Raw genomic sequence first — 17,558 nt, 5'->3', positions numbered from 1 at the left:
CCACCACCCACAACAATAACAATCACTTGGGGAGACAACCCATGCAATCGCACCCTGCTGCCCTGCCCCCGGGCACTCCCTTCAACCTGGCCGATCATCTGCTGGCCTGCAACGCTGCACGTCCTGACAAGACCGCCTTTATCGACGATGCCGGCGCACTCGACTACGGCATGCTGGCCGACCGCGTGCGCCGCATGGCCGCTGCACTCAAAGCACTGGGCATTCACCGCGAGGAACGCGTGCTGCTGCTGATGCACGACTGCAACGATTGGCCGGTGTCGTTCCTCGGTGCGATGTATGCAGGGGTGGTACCCGTTGCGGTCAACACGCTGCTGACCGCCGATGACTACGCCTACATGCTTCGGCATTCGCGCGCGCAGGCGGCGCTGGTATCGGCCTCGCTGTTGCCGATCTTGCGCGAGGCCATGGCACAGGGCGGGCATGAGTTGCAGAACATCCTCGTCAGCGGTGAACCCGACAGCGCGCAGAGCGATGAAGTCAACGTCGACACCATCGACGATCTGCTCGCCGCTCACGCGCCATTGCCCGCACCTGCCTCGACGCATCCAGACGATCCCGGTTTCTGGTTGTACTCGTCAGGCTCCACAGGTCGCCCGAAGGGCGTGCTGCACAGCCAGGCCAATGCGTACTGGACCGCCGAACTCTATGGCAAGCCCGTGCTGGGCCTCACCGAGCACGATGTGTGTTTCTCCGCCGCCAAGCTGTACTTCGCCTATGGTCTCGGCAATGGCCTCACGTTTCCGCTCAGTGTGGGTGCCACGGTGGTGTTGATGGCGGAGCGTCCCACGCCTGACGCTGTGTTCCGTCGCCTCACTGCGCATCGCGCCACCGTCCTGTTCGGCGCGCCCACCGGCTATGCGGGCATGCTGGCCTCGCCCGCGTTGCCCGCGCGGCAGGACGTTGCGCTGCGGTTGTGTTCGTCTGCGGGCGAGGCGCTGCCTGCGGAAATCGGTGAACGTTTCACGCGACATTTCGGGTGCGAGATCGTTGATGGCATCGGCTCCACGGAGATGCTGCACATCTTCCTGTCGAACCGTCCCGGCCAGGTGCGCTATGGCACCACGGGCTGGCCCGTGCCCGGCTACAGCGTGGAGTTGCGCGACGACGACGGACAGCCCGTGCCCGATGGCGAAGTAGGCGATCTCTACATCCAGGGCCCGAGCGCCGCGCTGATGTACTGGGGCAATTGCGAGAAATCGCGCGACACGTTTCGCGGCACCTGGACGCGCAGCGGCGACAAGTACCTCCGCAACGTCGATGGCACCTACCAGTACGCGGGCCGCAGCGACGACATGCTCAAGGTCAGCGGCATCTACGTCTCGCCCTTCGAGGTAGAAGCCACGCTGATCCTGCATCCGGCCGTGCTGGAAGCGGCCGTGGTGGGTGTGCCCGATGCCGAAGGACTGACGAAGACACGCGCATACGTGGTGCTCAAGCCGGGCGCCGCCGTCGAGGAATCCGAACTGAAGGCATTCGTGAAGGATCGGCTCGCCCCGTACAAGTACCCGCGCACGATCATCTTCCTGCCCGCGCTGCCCAAGACCGCCACCGGCAAGATCCAGCGCTTCCGGCTTCGCGAACTTGAAGCGGTGCCCGCCTGAATCCAGACGTCCTTTCCAAGGAGCCCTTCATGCGTCAGATCGACATGTATCGCCTTGCCGACGAGGCAAGATTCAATCGCTTCCACGCGTCGCTGCTGTTCTGGTGTTCGATCATCATCATCTTCGACGGCTACGACCTGGCCGTGGTGGGCATCGCCCTGCCGTCGATCATGAAGGAGATGGGCGTCGATGCCACGCAGGCCGGCTTCATGGTCAGCTCTGCACTGTTCGGCATGATGTTCGGCGCCGTGGTCATGGGCACCATCGCCGACCGCATCGGCCGCCGCCTGACCATCGCCATCTGTGTGGGCCTGTTCAGCGTCTTCACCGCTGCCGCAGGCTTTACCTCCGATCCGGTGAGCTTCAGCATCACGCGCTTTCTGGCGGGACTCGGCATCGGTGGCGTGATGCCTAACGTGGTGGCGCAGATGACCGAATTCTCGCCCCGCAAGATTCGCGGCACCATGGTCACGCTGATGTTCAGCGGCTATTCGGTGGGCGGCATGCTCGCCGCGCTGCTCGGCAAGGGATTGATCGAAAGCCACGGCTGGCAATCGGTGTTCCTGGCCGCCGCCCTGCCCGTCGTCGTCATTCCTGCCGTGCTGCGCTCGATGCCGGAATCGCTGCCCTACCTGATCCGACGTGGCCGCATCGGTGCCGCGCAAGCCATCCTGCATCGTATGTCACCGGGCTATGTGCCGCAGGCATCGGACCACTTCGCGCTGCCATCGACGGACACAGCCGCGCGCGCGCCGATCCGCCAGTTGTTCGAGGACGGACGCGGCTTCAGCACGCTCATGTTCTGGGTGGCGTTCTTCATGTGCCTGTTCATGGTCTATGCGCTGAGTTCGTGGCTGGCCAAGCTGATGGCGGGCGCCGGCTACAGCCTGGGCTCGGCCCTGACGTTCGTGCTCGTGCTCAACTTCGGCGCGATGGCGGGCGCAATCGGCGGCGGCTGGCTGGCCGACCGCTTCAACATCAAGTACGTGCTGGTGGGCATGTACGCGCTGGCCGCCGTCTCCATCACGCTGCTGGGCTACGGCATGCCCACGGGTGTGCTGTTCGTGGTGGTGGCATTGGCGGGCGCTTCCACCATTGGCACGCAGATCGTCACGTACGCCTATGCCGGCCAGTTCTATCCGGCCGCGATGCGTGGCACGGGTATCGGCTGGGCATCTGGCGTGGGCCGCAGCGGCGCCATCCTCGCGCCAATCGTGATCGGTGTGCTGGTGGGCATGCAACTGCCGCTGCAGCAGAACTTCATGGCGATGGCCCTGCCGGCCGTGGTCGCCGTGGTGGCGGTGCTGCTGATCGACCATCGCCGGTCGGCGTCGGGCCTCGCGACGGAGCGGGGTGAGCCAGCGGCCACAAAGGTCTCCCGCAAAGCCATCGCCTGACGTGTCCGACCTGTCCACGAATGTGGACATCTCATCGCGACAAGCGTGGCATTAGCGCCGCGGGCACGTCTTCGCTATCGCTGTGCGCCCCGGATTCGCATGATGGTTTGGCGCGAGACCGGACACGCTGGCGCTGGAATTGTGGCGTGACGAGGCATCCGTTACGTAACACGTAACGCCATCCGCCCTGCTGGCGCTCACGCCCGGATCGAGGAGAGCGACCCGCCAAGCCTTGCCCAGCAAGGCTTGGCGCAAACAAACACCGGTTTGAAGCGGCGCTGCCCGCCGTGGCACGGTCGTTGCGCTATTCGTGATACCGGCATCCGCCCCTTCATCACGACACCGCGCCATGACCATTCACACGACCGATCACCGGTCCGCCCTGCGACCCAGCCGTGCTGTCATCACCTATGGCACGTTCGACCTGTTCCATATCGGCCATGTCAGGTTGCTCGAACGCGTCAGGCAAATGGGAACCACGGTCATCGTCGCCGTATCGACGGACGAGTTTGCCGCCGAGAAAGGCGAGCGGACCGTGGTCAGCTACGCGCACCGTGCGGAGATCGTGAGGAATTTCAAGGGCGTGGATTTCGTGATTCCCGAGACGAGCTGGGACCAGAAGGCCAAGGACATCGCGGCCTACGATATCGACACGCTGGTCATGGGAATCAGGTGGCGCGGCCAGCTCCGGCACCTGAACGACCTGTGCGACATCCAGTATCTGCAGGAAGAACGCGGCGTCTCGGAAGACATCCTCACGGTACGTGACTCTCGTCACTTCCACGCCGCCACGCTCTCCCTGGCCATCAGCATGCATTGAATCGGCTGATGTTGCCGCCACGCAGGTGTCAGGCGGCGTTCGTCTGCCGGCCTACGCTGCGGATCAGTTGCGTGACCCGGTTCATATAGCCGTCGAACGCCTGGTTCGCCTGCGCCTGCGAAGTGATCGGCGACGCAACGGTACGGCCTTCCGCCTCCAGCTTTGCGCGAATCTCCGGATTTGCCAGGGCTTCACCAATCGCCTTGCGCAGGACGGCCACACGATCCTCGGGCGTGCCGCGCTTCACGAAATATCCTCCGCTGATCGCATACTCGAAGTCGGGCACCTGCTTGCTCTGGGAGATCAGCGGGATATGCTTGAGCTGCGTCGGCACCACCTTCGAGAAACAGGTCAGGAGCTTGAGCCGGCCCTGCCCTGCCATGGCGTCGAAGCTCGTCTGGTACGGCAGGATCGCAAAATCCACCTCGCCACCTGCCAGCCCCTGCAGCGCCGGGGCGCCGCCCTTGTAGGGCACATGCAGAAACGGCGCGCCGATGCGTGCGCCCAGTGCATCGCCCATCAGGTGATACATGGAATCGACACCCACGGTGGCGTAGGTCATCGGCTTGCCCTTGTTCTGTTTGGCGAGGTCGAGGAACTTGTCGAACGTGTCGGCGGCCAGGCCATTGCGTACCATCAGGACGATCAGGGTTTCGCTGATCGGCGCGGCCAGAGAGAAATCCTGCGGCTTGTAGCGTGCGGCGGGATTCAGCATCGGCGCCAGGAACACCTCGTTGATCGAGCCGTGGAAGAACGTGTAGCCATCGGCGGGCGCGGACAATACCTTGTTTGCGCCGATCAAACCCGTGCCGCCCCCGTAGTTCTCCACCACCACCTGCTGCTTGACGCTGCGGCCGATCGATTCCCCGAAGATCCGTGCGGACGTGTCACTGGCACCGCCCGCCGGATACGGCACCACCAGTGCCAGCGGACGACTGGGGAACACGTCTGCGGCCCACGCGGGCAAGCCAGCGAGCATCGATGCGCCGGCCGTCAGGCCTGCGTGTTGGAGGAAGCGGCGGCGTGGCTGCGATGTCATGGTTGTCTCCTTGTTGTCTTCTGGATCAAGCGGCTCGGATCAGGCGGTTTGTATCAGGCGAGGTAGCGCGTGGCCAGCGCGGCCCAGAACGCCGCACCGATGGGCAGGGCGCGGTCATTGAAGTCGTACAGCGGGTTGTGAACCATGCAGCCGCCATCCTCCCCGAGACCATTCCCCAGGCGCACGTAGGCCCCCGGTCGGTGCTCCAGCATGTACGCAAAATCCTCGCTGCCCATCACTGGCCCACGTGCGACGACGTTGTCCGCGCCCAGCAGGTCGATCGCCACCTCCCGCGCCCGCGCGGTCTGGGCTTCGTGATTGACCAGCACCGGGTACATGCGCTCGTATTGCACATCCGCCTTCAACTGGAAGCTCTGGGCCTGCGCCAGGATGAACGCGTGCAAACGGTTCTCCACATGGTTGCGCACCTGCGGATCGAGGGCCCGGATGCCGATCTTGATCGTCGCACTCTCAGGCACCACGTTGTAGGTTGCACCGGCCTGGATCGAGCCGACTGTAATGACTGCGGACTTGAGCGCGTCAACCTCGCGACTCACAATCGATTGCAGGCCGAGCACCATGCTGGCGGCGCCCTGCATCACGTCGATGCCGTGGTGCGGCATGGCGCCGTGCGCAGAGCGGCCGGTCAGCGTCACGGTGGCACGATCGAAGGAGGCCATCGCGGGGCCGGCGATCATGCCGATCTGGCCGACGGGCAAGCCCGGCGCGTTATGCAAGGCGTAGATCTCATCGCACGGAAACAGATCAAAAAGCCCCTCCTGCACCATGCGCAGCGCCCCGCCTTCGTTTTCTTCGGCAGGCTGGAAGATCAGGTTGAGCGTGCCGTTGAAGTCCGCCGATTCCGCCAGGTAACGCGCGGCACACAGCAGGATGGCCGTGTGGCCATCGTGCCCACAGGCGTGCATCTTGCCGGGCAATGTGCTGGCGTAGTCCAGACCGGTCTTCTCCTGGATCGGCAGCGCATCCATGTCGGCACGAATGCCCAGCGTCCTGCTGCCGCTTCCTTTCTTCAGCGTCCCCACCACACCCGTCGTGCCGAGGCCGCGATGGACCTTGTAGCCCCAGGCGGCCAATTGCTCCGCCACGAGATCGCTGGTGCGGCGCTCCTCGAACGCCAGTTCCGGATGGGCGTGGATCTGATGGCGAATCGCCACGAATTCGGGCGCAATCGTCTGGATGGACTTCTGCAGCGCGGCGCTGGAGTCTGGTGTCATGGTGTTGTGGGCGTCGACAGGGATAAGGCATTATCTGCAGACTCGACCGTGGCATCCATGACAACTCATTGTCGTGATTGTTGTATAACTTGCAACGTTTGGAACCGCAGTCAACACCGCAGTCATCACCACAATCAAAGCGCCGGAAACCTATGGAAGACGTACTGGACCGCAAGCGGGCGCTGTGCCTGCTGCAGATCATCGAGACGGGATCGGTGCGCGGCGCGGCGGACGCGCTGTCGGTCGACCCTTCAATGGTCAGCCGGGCCGTGGCCCGGCTCGAACAGGACACAGGGCTTACCCTACTGGAGCGTCGCGGCCGTGGCGTGGTCGTCACTGACGCAGGCCGCATGCTGGCCCTGTTCGCGCGCCGCCAGCAAGACCTGCACGAGACGTTCCTGGCGGAGATGGATAGCCTGAAGAATGCGCAGCAAGGTCACATCGAACTGGTATTCGGCGAAGGCTTTGTGGATATGGTGCTGGAGCCGGTATTGAGCGATTTCATGCGCGACCGGCCAGGCGTCACGTACAACCTGCGGGTTGCAGGCACGGAGGATTCGGTGCGCTGGCTTTTTGAAGACATGGCGCATATCGGTCTGGTGTTTCAGCCGCCCAACGATGACCGCTTGCGGTCCCACTACTCCCGGCTGTCTCCGATCCGCGTCTACGTCCGCCGCGACCATCCGCTGGCCAAGCGCCGCAAAGCGCTGACGCTGGCGGAGTTGGCGCCGCATCAGGGTGCCGCGCTCGTGGGATCGTTCGGTGTGCGCAAGCACGTCCAGGCGGCGGAACTGGACGAGCACGTGACGCTGAGACCCATGGTGGAAACGAACTCGTTCCGCGTCTTGTGGGAATTCGCGGCGCTGGGCCTTGGCTACATCATGACGCCGCGCTCCGTGCCACTGAAGGGCACGCAGTTTGCCGATCTCGTACCGATCGCGCTGGCCAATCCCATCCTGAACAACAGCCGCATCCACGTGGTCACGCGCGCCGGACGTCCGCTCTCGCCCGTTGCCAAGAGCATGCTCGCGCACGTGGTCAGGAAATTGCCGGCGGCATTGGGGCCGGGCACCTGACGGCACCCGACCCGACACAGCCCTACTCTTCCTGGAAAGCCTCCTCGCGCTTCGCCTTGATCGACGGCAGCGCCACCACCGCAACCAGCGCGAGTGCCGCCACCAGCAACCCGAGCGAGAGCGGGCGCGACACGAACACCGAGAAATCCCCGCGCGACAGCAGCAAGGTGCGCCGGAAGTTTTCCTCCATCATCGGGCCCAGCACAAAGCCGAGCAGCAACGGCGCAGGTTCGCAGCGCAACTTCAGGAACAGGTAGCCCACCATGCCGCAGGCGGCTGCCACGAAGACGTCGAACACGGTGTTGTTGACCGAGTAGACACCGATGCTGCAGAACACCAGGATCGCCGGATACAGAAAGCGATAGGGCACCGTCAACAGCTTCACCCAGATGCCGATCAGCGGCAGGTTCAGCACCACCAGCATGAAGTTGCCAATCCACATCGAAGCGATCAGGCCCCAGAACAGCGACGGGTTGCTGGTCATCACCTGCGGACCCGGCTGGATGTTGTGGATCGTCATGGCACCCACCATCAGCGCCATCACGGCGTTAGGCGGAATGCCCAGCGTGAGCAGCGGAATGAAGGAGGTCTGTGCTGCCGCGTTGTTGGCGGACTCGGGACCCGCCACGCCTTCCACCGCACCCTTGCCGAATTCGTGCGAGTACTTCGACGTCTTCTTTTCCAGCGAATACGCCGCGAACGAAGCGAGCGACGCGCCGCCTCCGGGCAGGATGCCGAGCGCCGAACCCAGCATCGTGCCACGCAGGATGGCCGGAATCATGCGGCGGAAGTCTTCCCGCGTGGGGAACAGTCCGGTCACCCTGTCCGTGAACGTCTCGCGTGTCTCCTTCTGCTCCAGGTTGGCAATGATCTCCGCGAAACCGAACAGGCCCATCGCCAGCGCGGTGATGCTGATACCGTCGGTCAACTCTGGCACGTCGAACGAGAATCGTGCCGCGCCCGAATTGACATCGGTGCCCACCAGCCCGAGCAACAGGCCCAGCACGATCATGGCCACCGCCTTGACCAGTGACCCCGACGCCAGCACCACCGCCCCGATCAGCCCGAGCACCATCAGCGAGAAGTACTCGGCTGGCCCGAACTTGAAAGCCAGTTCGGACAGCGGCGTGGCAAACGCCGCAAGGATCAGCGTGGCGACGCTGCCAGCAAAGAACGATCCGATGCCAGCCGTTGCCAACGCCACACCCGCGCGACCGCGACGAGCCATCTGGTAGCCATCGAGCGTGGTACAGACCGACGAGGATTCGCCCGGCAGGTTGACGAGAATCGCGGTCGTGGAGCCGCCATACTGCGCGCCGTAGTAAATACCGGCCAGCATGATCAGCGCTGCCACCGGCGGCAGCGTGTATGTCACCGGCAGCAACATGGCGATGGTGGCCAGCGGCCCCAGGCCCGGCAGCACGCCAATCAGCGTGCCGAGCACGCAGCCGAGAAAAGCGTAAGCGAGATTCTGCAGCGATAGCGCCGTGGAGAACCCCAGCGACAAATGGCTCAACAGTTCCATCGTGGGTCTCCTAGTTGGCGAGGAATGCCGGCCATACCGGCATCTGCAGGTTGATGCCATACACGAATGCGAACGTGCTGATGATCACCAGCACCACCGCGTTCAATATCGCGCCCTTCCAGCTGAACTCGTGACTGGCCATCGACGACACCAGCACAAGCACCAACACCGACAAGACCATGCCGAGCGGCTTGAGGATCAATCCGAACAGCACCACCGAGCCCAGCACCCACAACAGCGTCTTGATATCCCAGCGCGCCATGCGATCCGCTTCGGCCTTGGCCGACACCGATCCCACGGCCACCCCGACACCCAGCAGCGCCAGCACGATGCCCAGCCAGAACGGGAAATAGCCTGGCCCCATGCGCGCCGCCGTTCCCATCGTGTAACCACGGGCGACCCACGAAAAAGCGAGCCCAACCGCGATGAACATCAGTCCGGACAAGAAGTCCGTCTGTCTCCGTATCTGCATTGCCTTGTCCCCGTATCCATATCCATGTGACGGACAGAGAGTGCCTGCCACGCCCCCTCGCACCGCCCTCTACTGGCGTTTCCGGTGCGTGGGAGAGCGTGACAATACATCATGTCGTGATGTATTTGGGCAAAGCTAGGGGAAATCCCGGACGAATCCGCAGAGGGTGGAGCCAGGTGATTGGCGTGCCTATAAAGACAACACCCCGGAAGACCGTGATCTTCCGGGGTGTTGCAGCCTATGCCGATGGGGCGATGCGACTCAGCCCAGGATCAGCCACCCCAGCGCAGCACAAGCGGATCGAGCCGTCGCGCAATCGCGAGCAGTTCCTTGCGCGTTTCGGGATGCATGGCCGGCATGGGATGGCGCGGTGCTTCGCACGCAATCACGCCACCTTCCTTCATGAGCGCCTTCGCGGTCAGGATGCCCCCCTGGCGGTTCTCATGATTGATCAATGGGAGCCATCGCTGGTATAGCGTGAAGGCCAGTTCGGCGTCGCCCTGACGATGGGCGTTCAGGATCGGCCGGATACCGTCCGGGAATCCACCGCCGGTCATGGCGCCAGTCGCCCCCGCTTCGAGATCGGCCAGCAGCGTAATGGCCTCCTCGCCGTCCCATGGACCTTCCACTGCATCGCCACCCAGGCGGATCAACTCCCGCAGCTTGTTGGCCGCCCCCGGCGTTTCGATCTTGAAATACGACACCTGCCCGATCTCGCGCGCCATGCGTGCCAGGAACGGCGCCGACAGCACCGTGCCACTGGCTGGCGCGTCCTGGATCATGATCGGGATGTCGATCGCGTCCGACAGCCGCGCATAGAAGTCGTAGATGCCGGCTTCCGGCACACGGAACGTGGCGCCGTGGTAAGGCGGCATCACCATGACCATCGCTGCGCCCATTCGCTGGGCGTGCAGGCTACGCGCGATGCAGACGCGCGTCGCGTAGTGCGTGGTCGTGACGATCACGGGCACGCGCCCGGCCACGTGTTCAAGCACCGTGCGAGTCAGCACCTCGCGCTCGTCGTCGGTGACAGCAAACTGCTCCGAGAAGTTGGCCAGGATGCAGAGACCGTCCGACCCCGCGTCGATCATGAAGTCGACCGCGCGCTTCTGACTCTCGAGGTCGAGCTCACCCGCTTCGTCGAACGTGGTGGGCACCACAGGGAAGATGCCGCGATAGCGCGGGTTCTGCAGGTTGGGCATGGCGGTTCCTTCAGGTGGCGTTCAGATGGCGTTCAGGTGGCGGTGTGCGGCGCAGGCGCCGCGGCCGGGCGCGGTTCCAGCGCGGCACGTACCACAAAGGTCATGACGACCGCGAACAACAGCATCGCGGCGAGGAAGTAGAGGCCGGCGGCCAGGCTGCCCGTGGCGTCCTTGATCACGCCGATACCGAACGGGCCCAGGTAGCCGCCCAGGTTCGCCAGCGAGTTGATCGTGGCAATGCCCACCGCCGCGCTGGCGCCGGTCAGGAACTGGCCCGGCAGCGCCCAGACCACGGCCTGGATCGAATAGATCGAGAATGCGGTCAGGCAGATGAACAGGAATTGCAGCGCTGGCGTTTGCACCCAGGCGCTGGCCGCCATGGTGACCGCCGCTGCCGCCGAGACCACCACGATATGCCAGTAGCGCTCACCCTTGCGGTCGGAATGGCGCGGCACCAGGTAGAGCCCCGCCACGGCAAACAGGTAGGGGATCGCCGACAACCAGCCTGTGGTCACGTCGCTCACGCCGAATTGCTTGATGATCGTCGGCAGCCACAGCGACAGCCCGTAGATACTCAGCGGGAAAGGCAGGAACAGCAGCGACAGCAGCAGCACGCGCTTGTCCTTGAGCGCAGCCAGCGGGTTGCCGTGCGACTTCAGCCCGAAAGTCTTCTGGTCGGCACCGAGTTCGCGCTCGATCCAGGCCCGGTCTCCCGCCGCCAGCCACTTCGCGTCGGCGGGCGACTCCGGGATCAACCGCAGCGTAGGAACGCAGAGCAGTACCGCAGGAAGACCGCTGATGACAAACAGCGTCTGCCAGTTCGACAGCCCGAACAGGCCCGGCGTCGACAGCACCCACCCGGCGATGGGGCCGGTAATGATCAGCGCGATGGGTTGCGCCAGCACCAGCAATCCGATGATGCGTGCGCGGTGCCGCATCGGGAACCACTTGGTCAGGAAGTACAGGATGCCCGGATACAGCCCTGCCTCCGCCGCACCCAGCAGGAATCGCAGCACGTAGAACGTGGTGGCGTTGTGGATCAGCGCCATCAGCATCGTGATCACGCCCCAGGTGAACAGGATGCGCGCAAACCAGCGGCGCGCACCGAAGCGCTCCAGGGCCAGGTTACTCGGCACCTCGCACAGGAAGTAGCCGATGAAAAACAGTCCGGCGCCCAGCCCGTAGGCGGCATCGCTGATGCCAGCCGCCGCGTTCATGTGCAGCTTGGCAAAGCCCACCACCGAACGGTCGATATAGGCCACCACGTAAATCAACGCCAGGAACGGTATCAACTTGCGCGTCAGCATCGCGATGATGCGCGACTCTTCCGATTGATTGCTCATCGTTGTCTCCTCGTCTTGTTTTTGGTTTGTTCAGTGGGAATGGCGCGGCACGTCAGCGCCGCGGCAACCTACCAGGAAGTCGAGATCGCATCCCTCGTCGGCCTGCAGAACGTGCTGCACATAGAGCCGTTGGTAGCCGCCCTGCCCGGCCCGCCCATCGGGACCGGGCGGCTGGAATCCCTCCATACGGTCTGCCAGTTCCTCCTGCGTGATGTCGAGGTGCAGCGTGCCGGCGTCGCAGTCGAGTTCGATCCAGTCGCCATCGCGCACGGCAGCCAGCGGGCCACCGGCCGCGGCCTCGGGCGCTACGTGCAGCACCACGGTGCCGTAGGCGGTGCCGCTCATGCGCGCATCGGAGATCCGCACCATGTCCTTGACGCCCTGGCGCAACAGCTTGGGTGGCAGGCCCATGTTGCCCACCTCGGCCATGCCGGGATAGCCCTTGGGTCCGCAGTTCTTCATCACGAGTATCGAGTCGGCATCGACATCGAGCGACTCATCGACGATGCGCGCCTTGTAGTGCTCCAGGTTCTCGAACACCACAGCGCGGCCACGGTGCTTCAGCAGTTCAGGCGTGGCGGCCGACGGCTTGAGTACCGCACCGCGTGGCGCCAGGTTGCCGCGCAGCACGCGGATGCCGCCATCGGCAATCAGCGGTTGGTCGAGCGGGCGGATGACCTCGTCATTGAAATTGGGCGCCTCGCGGACGTTGTCCCACAGCGAGCGGCCATTGACGGTCAGCGCATCCGGATTCGGCAGCAGCCCCGCTTCGCCCAGCCGGCGCAGCACCGCAGGCAATCCGCCCGCGTAGTAGAACTCCTCCATCAGGAAACGGCCGGACGGTTGCAGATCGACAATGGTCGGCGTATCGCGGCCAATGCGGGTCCAGTCCTCCAGTTCCAGCGGCACGCCCATGCGGCCCGCGATGGCCTTCAGGTGGATCACGGCGTTGGTAGAACCTCCGATGGCCGCGTTGGTGCGGATCGCGTTCTCGAACGCTTCGCGCGTCAGTACCTTGGACAGGCACAGCCCGTCGAGCGCCATCTCGACGATGCGGATGCCGGACATGTGCGCCAGCACGTAGCGGCGTGCGTCCACCGCCGGAATTGCCGCGTTGTGCGGCAGCGTGACGCCTAACGCCTCGGCCATGCAGGCCATCGTGGATGCGGTGCCCATGGTGTTGCAGGTGCCAGCCGAACGCGACATGCCGGCTTCGGCCGACAAGAAGTGATGCAGGTCGATCTCGCCGGCCTTGAGCGATTCATGCAACTGCCAGACGGCCGTGCCTGAGCCGATGTCCTTGCCGTCGAGCTTGCCGTTGAGCATCGGTCCCCCGCTGACCACGATGGCCGGGACATCGCAGCTTGCCGCGCCCATCAGCAGCGCCGGCGTGGTCTTGTCGCAACCGGCCAGCAGCACCACGGCATCGACGGGGTTGCCCCGGATGGCTTCCTCGACGTCCATCGCCGCCAGGTTGCGCGTGAGCATCGCCGTGGGACGCAGGTTCGATTCGCCGCTCGAAAACACCGGGAATTCCACCGGGAAACCGCCCGCCTCGTAGACGCCGCGCTTCACGTGTTCGGCAATTTTCCGGAAGTGCGCGTTACAGGGTGTCAGTTCCGACCACGTATTGCAGATGCCAATGATCGGCCGGCCATCGAACTCGTGATTGGGAATGCCCTGGTTCTTCATCCAGCTTCGGTACATGAAGCCGTTCTTGTCGGCGGTGCCGAACCAGTGGGTGGAGCGGAGCTTGGGTTTCGAATCCGGCATGAGGGTTCCTGAATACGGCGGACGCATGCGGCGAGGCGGGACACGAGGCCGGCGTCGGGCATGACATCGGGTTGGGGCAATGAAGGGCGTCTCCCGCCCGGGGTGCGCGAGTGGCGCGGGCGATTGTTGTTTTCGAATGAGCGGCAGTCTACGCACCTATCGGATATGCTTCCAATGAAAAAGCACGCCGCTGCGATACCGATTCACGCATTGGTAATAACCCTATGCCCACCGCTCCCCCGTGGTACATCCGCGCCCGTCTCAAGACACGGCAGTTGCTCTTGCTCGTGGCGTTGGCCGAAGAAGGCAACATCCACCGCGCCGCTGCCGTGCTGAACATGACCCAGCCGGCGGCATCTAAGCTGCTTCGTGAACTCGAGGAAATGCTGGGCGTTCCGCTGTTCGAACGCTTGCCACGCGGGATGCGGCCAACGCGCTATGGCGACGCCATGATCCGTCACGCGCGCGCCGTGGTCGGCAGCCTGGATCAGGCGCAGGAGGAAGTCATGGCGCTGCAGGCCGGGCGGCTCGGCCACGTGGCCGTTGGCGCGATCACCTCGCCTGGCGTCACGCTACTGCCACCGGCCGTGGCAATGCTCAAGCGGGAAAGCCCCGGCCTGCGCATATCGCTGGAAATCGAGAACAGCAACGTACTGCTTGAACGGCTGGCACAGGAGAAGCTCGACCTCGTGGTGGCACGCCTGTTCGCCGAGCATGACAAGCTGCATCTGCGCTACGAGCCACTGGCCGCCGAGCCTGTCTGCGTGGTGGTACGCCGCGATCATCCGCTGCTGCGCGCGGCGGCGCTGTCGCTGGCCGATCTCGACCGCGCGGGCTGGATCGTCCCGCCAGCAGGCAGCGTGCTGCGCCACCGCTTCGACCTGATGTTCCAGCGCGCCAGCCTGATTCCACCCACCAATGTCGTGGAAACTGCCGCGCTGTTGTTCGTGACGCAGATGATCGAGTCCAGCGACATGCTGGGCGTGCTGGCCGCCGATGTCGCCGCGTACTACGCCAGGCACGGCATGGTGGCAATCCTGCCGCTCGACGTGCCTTGCCACATGGATGATTTCGGCATCATCACGCGCACTGACCGGCTGCTGTCTCCGGCCGCCGAGCAGATGGCCGAAGCACTGCGTACCGTATCGGGTGCGATATACGGCGACGCGGAGAGCGCCAGACATTGAATACGGTGACGCCTCGATACGGTGGAGCGTGGGATACGCGCTTCGTCCTTCATGAAACGCGCTCGCGAAGCCTGCGCGGCGAGAACTTGAGACTCAGCAGCACGGATAGCAGGATCACCGTACCGACAATGGCGAGCGACCATTGCACGGGCATATGAAACCACGGGGCAGCCAACATCTTGCCGCCGATGAAGATCAGCACCAGGGCGAGCCCGTACTTGAGAAGGTGAAAGCGCAGCGACATGTCTGCCAGCAGGAAATAGAGTGCACGCAACCCCATGATGGCAAAGATGTTGGAGGTGAAGACGATGAAGGGGTCGGTGGTGACCGCAAAGATTGCCGGGATGCTGTCCACGGCGAAGACCAGGTCGCTGGCCTCGATCATGATCAACACCAGGAACATCGGCGTGGCCCAACGCATACCGTCGATCCGCACAAAGAACTTGTCGTTGTGAAATGCAGTTGTGATGCGCATGTGGCGGCGCAGCCAGCGCAATAGCGGGTTCCTCTCCAGGTCAGGCTGTTTCTCCGCAAATACAAGCATCTTGATGCCGGTGATCACCAGAACGACACCGAAGACATACAGGACCCAGGCGAATTCGCTGACGAGCCATACACCGGCCAGGATCATGCCCGCACGCATCACGATGGCGCCGAGTACGCCGTAGAGCAGCACCCGCCGCTGCAATTCGGGGGGCACCGCAAAGAAGCTGAAGATCATGACGAAGACAAACATGTTGTCGATCGACAGCGACTGTTCGATCAGGTAGCCGGTGATGAACTCCAGTGCCTTGCTGTTGGCGATGTCGCGGCTGGCATGCGTGTCGAGATACCACCAGAGCAGACCGGCAAACGTGCCCGCCATCGTCATCCATGCCACGACCCAGATACCCGCTTCCCTGACCGAGACGCGATGCGCCTTGTTGCCACCGAAAACGAACAGGTCCAGCGCCAACATCGTCAGCACGAACACCACGAAGCCAGCCCACATCGGACCGGTAGCGAACGATTCCATCATCATGATTGCGTGGGCAAGGGATGCCGGCCGTACGTCCGATTTGCAGCGGCCGGCAGATTGGCGATCCAGAATCCGGCGCGGAAGCGCTTTACTCTCTCAGCCGCCGAGCAGGTTTCCGACGCGCGATGGCATTCATGCCTGACTGGCCAGAAGCAAGGCGAGACCGGCACCCAACCCTGCCGGTATGCCGACGCGCTCGATCAATGGGGCGGGCGGGCCGCCAATGACCTCGACGGGAACGGGGCAACTCTCCAGCAACTGGTTGGTGAGGGAATGCTCCACCGCACGCACCAGCGCGCTCTTGCGCGCGGTGCCGATCAGCACGCGGTCGCAGTGCAACTGCTGCGCCACATCCACGATACTCCGCACCGTCTCGCCTATCTGGAGGTGCTCGGCAAACGGCACGCCAGCCGCATGGAACATCGCTCTGGCCGCGGCAAGCTCCTCGTCGGCACGTTCGCGCTGGAAATCGTCGCGTAGCGTGCGTTCGATGTAGTGGTTCACATTGCGCGAGAACGGGGGCTGAACGTTCAACAAATGGATATGACGGGCCTCGCCCTGAAGGTATTCTCCGATAGCCTGCCGTACCGCCAGCAATGCGCTCGGCGAACCGTCGCAAGGTACAAGTAGCGTGGCCATGTCTATGCCTCCGGGAGGGGCGTGCACGCACGTCAGGGCCGCGACCGCCGGGGTCCTGATGGTCTGCACTCACTGCAGTCGATAACTGCAATCTAGGGGGTAAACCTCCCAGCGAAAAGCAGATTGTTCGGATACCATCATTCGAAAAAACGGGAGGATTTCGCCTGCGAGAGCGGGCGCCGACAAGGGCAATCCTCATGAACTACAAGCACCTGCACTACTTCTATCACGTAGCCAGGCTGGGTAGCGTCAGCCTGGCCAGCAAACGCCTGCATCTGTCGCCACAGACCATTAGCGGACAGATTCAGTTGTTCGAGGCATGCCTGGGCACACCGCTGTTCGCCAAGAGCGGCCGTGGCTTGCAGCTCACGGAATCGGGACGCATGGTGTTGGGGTATGCCGAAGCCATCTTCTCGATGGGCGCGGAACTTGAAGAAGCCGTACGGGCGTCGCCCTGTCAAGGCAAACCGCTGGAATTCCGCGTGGGCGTTGCTGACGCGGTGCCGAAAACCATCGCTTGCCGGCTGATCGAACCGGCGACGCAATTGCCTGGACCCGTCCGCATTGTGTGCCGCGAATGGAAGCTCGAACTGTTGCTTGCCGAACTGGCCCTTCACCGCATCGATCTCGTCATCGCCGATGCGCCGATTCCTTCGGCAGTCAGCATACGCGCCTTCAATCACCGGCTCGGCGGCTCGGGGATCAGCTTCTTTGCCGCCCCGGCGCTGCACGACCTCTGCAAGCAGCCCTTCCCTGCGTGTCTCGACGGGGCGCCAATGCTCATGCCCGCTGAGGATTCCGCGGTTGGGCAGCGACTGCGGCAGTGGCTGCAGTCGCTGTCGCTAACCCCGCGCATCGTTGGCGAATGCGATGACAGCGCACTCGCCAAGGAATTTGGCCGTCGCGGGCTCGGCATCTTTATCGGACCCACCGTGCTGGAGCAAGACATCGAAAACCAGTTCGGTGCGCGCGCACTCGGTGCGACCTCGGAAGTTGCAGAAGAGTTCTTTGCCATCTCCGTTGAACGCCGCATCACGCATCCATGCGTGACAGCGATTACCGCGTCCGCGCGTAACGAACTGTTTGCGAGGACAGCACGAGATCGACGGTCACGTCGCCCCGGCACCTGAGCCCGATTCGTGCACGGGTTTCGATTGTCTACGACGGAGGGCGTAACGGCAGCAGACGATGGTCGCACCACCCGGCGCTT

The 17,558-nt window shown here is 63.8% G+C and carries 15 protein-coding genes; 6 read left to right on the top strand and 9 right to left on the bottom strand.

What is annotated here, in order from left to right; genetic code table 11:
- Window positions 1-41 precede the first annotated feature (41 nt).
- The 3 genes from GA566_RS05795 to GA566_RS05785 all read left to right on the top strand — a co-directional run bounded on the left by GA566_RS05795 (window position 42) and on the right by GA566_RS05785 (window position 3,839).
- Window positions 42-1,622 carry a benzoate-CoA ligase family protein gene (locus tag GA566_RS05795; RefSeq protein ID WP_160472006.1) on the top strand — a complete coding sequence of 527 codons (1,581 nt, stop codon included), beginning with the start codon at window positions 42-44 and terminating at the stop codon, window positions 1,620-1,622.
- Between the two features lie 29 nt (window positions 1,623-1,651).
- Window positions 1,652-3,019 carry an MFS transporter gene (locus GA566_RS05790; protein WP_160472004.1) on the top strand — a complete coding sequence of 456 codons (1,368 nt, stop codon included), beginning with the start codon at window positions 1,652-1,654 and terminating at the stop codon, window positions 3,017-3,019.
- A gap of 349 nt (window positions 3,020-3,368) precedes the next feature.
- Window positions 3,369-3,839 carry an adenylyltransferase/cytidyltransferase family protein gene (locus tag GA566_RS05785; protein WP_160472002.1) on the top strand — a complete coding sequence of 157 codons (471 nt, stop codon included), beginning with the start codon at window positions 3,369-3,371 and terminating at the stop codon, window positions 3,837-3,839.
- A 28-nt stretch (window positions 3,840-3,867) separates the two neighbouring features.
- On the opposite strand, the gene GA566_RS05780 is transcribed toward GA566_RS05785, so the two are convergent.
- Together GA566_RS05780 and GA566_RS05775 are read right to left on the bottom strand one after the other, a co-directional pair.
- Window positions 3,868-4,878, bottom strand: a complete 1,011-nt coding sequence (locus tag GA566_RS05780) for a tripartite tricarboxylate transporter substrate binding protein (protein ID WP_137926565.1) — start codon at window positions 4,876-4,878, stop codon at window positions 3,868-3,870.
- 53 nt (window positions 4,879-4,931) lie between these two features.
- The gene (locus tag GA566_RS05775; RefSeq protein ID WP_160472000.1) at window positions 4,932-6,113 is read right to left on the bottom strand and encodes a M20 aminoacylase family protein; all 1,182 of its coding nucleotides are present in this window, start codon (window positions 6,111-6,113) and stop codon (window positions 4,932-4,934) included.
- A gap of 152 nt (window positions 6,114-6,265) precedes the next feature.
- Between GA566_RS05775 and GA566_RS05770 the strand changes: the two genes are divergently transcribed.
- Window positions 6,266-7,189, top strand: coding sequence for a LysR family transcriptional regulator (locus tag GA566_RS05770; RefSeq protein WP_160471998.1), 924 nt, complete (start codon window positions 6,266-6,268; stop codon window positions 7,187-7,189).
- A 22-nt stretch (window positions 7,190-7,211) separates the two neighbouring features.
- Here GA566_RS05770 and GA566_RS05765 read toward each other — a convergent pair whose 3' ends face one another.
- The 5 genes from GA566_RS05765 to GA566_RS05745 all read right to left on the bottom strand — a co-directional run bounded on the left by GA566_RS05765 (window position 7,212) and on the right by GA566_RS05745 (window position 13,504).
- Window positions 7,212-8,714, bottom strand: a complete 1,503-nt coding sequence (locus GA566_RS05765; RefSeq protein WP_137926568.1) for a tripartite tricarboxylate transporter permease — start codon at window positions 8,712-8,714, stop codon at window positions 7,212-7,214.
- Between the two features lie 10 nt (window positions 8,715-8,724).
- A complete protein-coding gene (locus tag GA566_RS05760) occupies window positions 8,725-9,186 on the bottom strand; it encodes a tripartite tricarboxylate transporter TctB family protein (RefSeq protein WP_160471996.1) in 462 nt (153 codons plus the stop codon).
- A 272-nt stretch (window positions 9,187-9,458) separates the two neighbouring features.
- A complete protein-coding gene (locus tag GA566_RS05755; protein WP_160471995.1) occupies window positions 9,459-10,388 on the bottom strand; it encodes a dihydrodipicolinate synthase family protein in 930 nt (309 codons plus the stop codon).
- Window positions 10,389-10,420: 32 nt separating this feature from the next.
- Window positions 10,421-11,731 (bottom strand): MFS transporter, encoded by a 1,311-nt coding sequence (locus tag GA566_RS05750; protein ID WP_160471993.1) that lies wholly within the window; start codon window positions 11,729-11,731, stop codon window positions 10,421-10,423.
- Between the two features lie 30 nt (window positions 11,732-11,761).
- Window positions 11,762-13,504: an IlvD/Edd family dehydratase gene (locus tag GA566_RS05745; protein ID WP_160471991.1), complete on the bottom strand. Its 1,743-nt coding sequence runs from the start codon at window positions 13,502-13,504 to the stop codon at window positions 11,762-11,764.
- Window positions 13,505-13,728: 224 nt separating this feature from the next.
- On the opposite strand from GA566_RS05745, the gene GA566_RS05740 reads away from it, so the two are divergent.
- A complete protein-coding gene (locus GA566_RS05740; RefSeq protein WP_160471990.1) occupies window positions 13,729-14,691 on the top strand; it encodes a LysR family transcriptional regulator in 963 nt (320 codons plus the stop codon).
- A gap of 49 nt (window positions 14,692-14,740) precedes the next feature.
- On the opposite strand, the gene GA566_RS05735 is transcribed toward GA566_RS05740, so the two are convergent.
- Both GA566_RS05735 and GA566_RS05730 read right to left on the bottom strand, forming a co-directional pair.
- Window positions 14,741-15,706 (bottom strand): TerC family protein, encoded by a 966-nt coding sequence (locus GA566_RS05735; protein WP_202126749.1) that lies wholly within the window; start codon window positions 15,704-15,706, stop codon window positions 14,741-14,743.
- A gap of 135 nt (window positions 15,707-15,841) precedes the next feature.
- Window positions 15,842-16,348 carry a universal stress protein gene (locus tag GA566_RS05730; RefSeq protein WP_160471988.1) on the bottom strand — a complete coding sequence of 169 codons (507 nt, stop codon included), beginning with the start codon at window positions 16,346-16,348 and terminating at the stop codon, window positions 15,842-15,844.
- Window positions 16,349-16,545: 197 nt separating this feature from the next.
- Here GA566_RS05730 and nhaR point away from each other — a divergent pair, with 197 nt between their 5' ends.
- Window positions 16,546-17,478 carry a transcriptional activator NhaR gene (nhaR, locus tag GA566_RS05725; protein ID WP_137926576.1) on the top strand — a complete coding sequence of 311 codons (933 nt, stop codon included), beginning with the start codon at window positions 16,546-16,548 and terminating at the stop codon, window positions 17,476-17,478.
- Window positions 17,479-17,558: the final 80 nt, after the last annotated feature.

The sequence above is a fragment of the Cupriavidus sp. SW-Y-13 genome, from assembly GCF_009793345.1.
In the GTDB taxonomy this organism is placed as follows: Bacteria; Pseudomonadota; Gammaproteobacteria; order Burkholderiales; family Burkholderiaceae; genus Cupriavidus.
The sequence above is the reverse complement of the archived record's forward strand: the minus strand, read 5'-3'. Positions and strand labels throughout refer to the sequence as shown.

Coding starts and splice junctions, on each gene's coding strand:
- GA566_RS05795 (WP_160472006.1), top strand. CDS start 42: ATGCAATCGCACCCTGCTGCCCTGCCCCCGGGCACTCCCTTCAACCTG.
- GA566_RS05790 (WP_160472004.1), top strand. CDS start 1,652: ATGCGTCAGATCGACATGTATCGCCTTGCCGACGAGGCAAGATTCAAT.
- GA566_RS05785 (WP_160472002.1), top strand. CDS start 3,369: ATGACCATTCACACGACCGATCACCGGTCCGCCCTGCGACCCAGCCGT.
- GA566_RS05780 (WP_137926565.1), bottom strand. CDS start 4,878: ATGACATCGCAGCCACGCCGCCGCTTCCTCCAACACGCAGGCCTGACG.
- GA566_RS05775 (WP_160472000.1), bottom strand. CDS start 6,113: ATGACACCAGACTCCAGCGCCGCGCTGCAGAAGTCCATCCAGACGATT.
- GA566_RS05770 (WP_160471998.1), top strand. CDS start 6,266: ATGGAAGACGTACTGGACCGCAAGCGGGCGCTGTGCCTGCTGCAGATC.
- GA566_RS05765 (WP_137926568.1), bottom strand. CDS start 8,714: ATGGAACTGTTGAGCCATTTGTCGCTGGGGTTCTCCACGGCGCTATCG.
- GA566_RS05760 (WP_160471996.1), bottom strand. CDS start 9,186: ATGCAGATACGGAGACAGACGGACTTCTTGTCCGGACTGATGTTCATC.
- GA566_RS05755 (WP_160471995.1), bottom strand. CDS start 10,388: ATGCCCAACCTGCAGAACCCGCGCTATCGCGGCATCTTCCCTGTGGTG.
- GA566_RS05750 (WP_160471993.1), bottom strand. CDS start 11,731: ATGAGCAATCAATCGGAAGAGTCGCGCATCATCGCGATGCTGACGCGC.
- GA566_RS05745 (WP_160471991.1), bottom strand. CDS start 13,504: ATGCCGGATTCGAAACCCAAGCTCCGCTCCACCCACTGGTTCGGCACC.
- GA566_RS05740 (WP_160471990.1), top strand. CDS start 13,729: ATGCCCACCGCTCCCCCGTGGTACATCCGCGCCCGTCTCAAGACACGG.
- GA566_RS05735 (WP_202126749.1), bottom strand. CDS start 15,706: ATGGAATCGTTCGCTACCGGTCCGATGTGGGCTGGCTTCGTGGTGTTC.
- GA566_RS05730 (WP_160471988.1), bottom strand. CDS start 16,348: ATGGCCACGCTACTTGTACCTTGCGACGGTTCGCCGAGCGCATTGCTG.
- nhaR (WP_137926576.1), top strand. CDS start 16,546: ATGAACTACAAGCACCTGCACTACTTCTATCACGTAGCCAGGCTGGGT.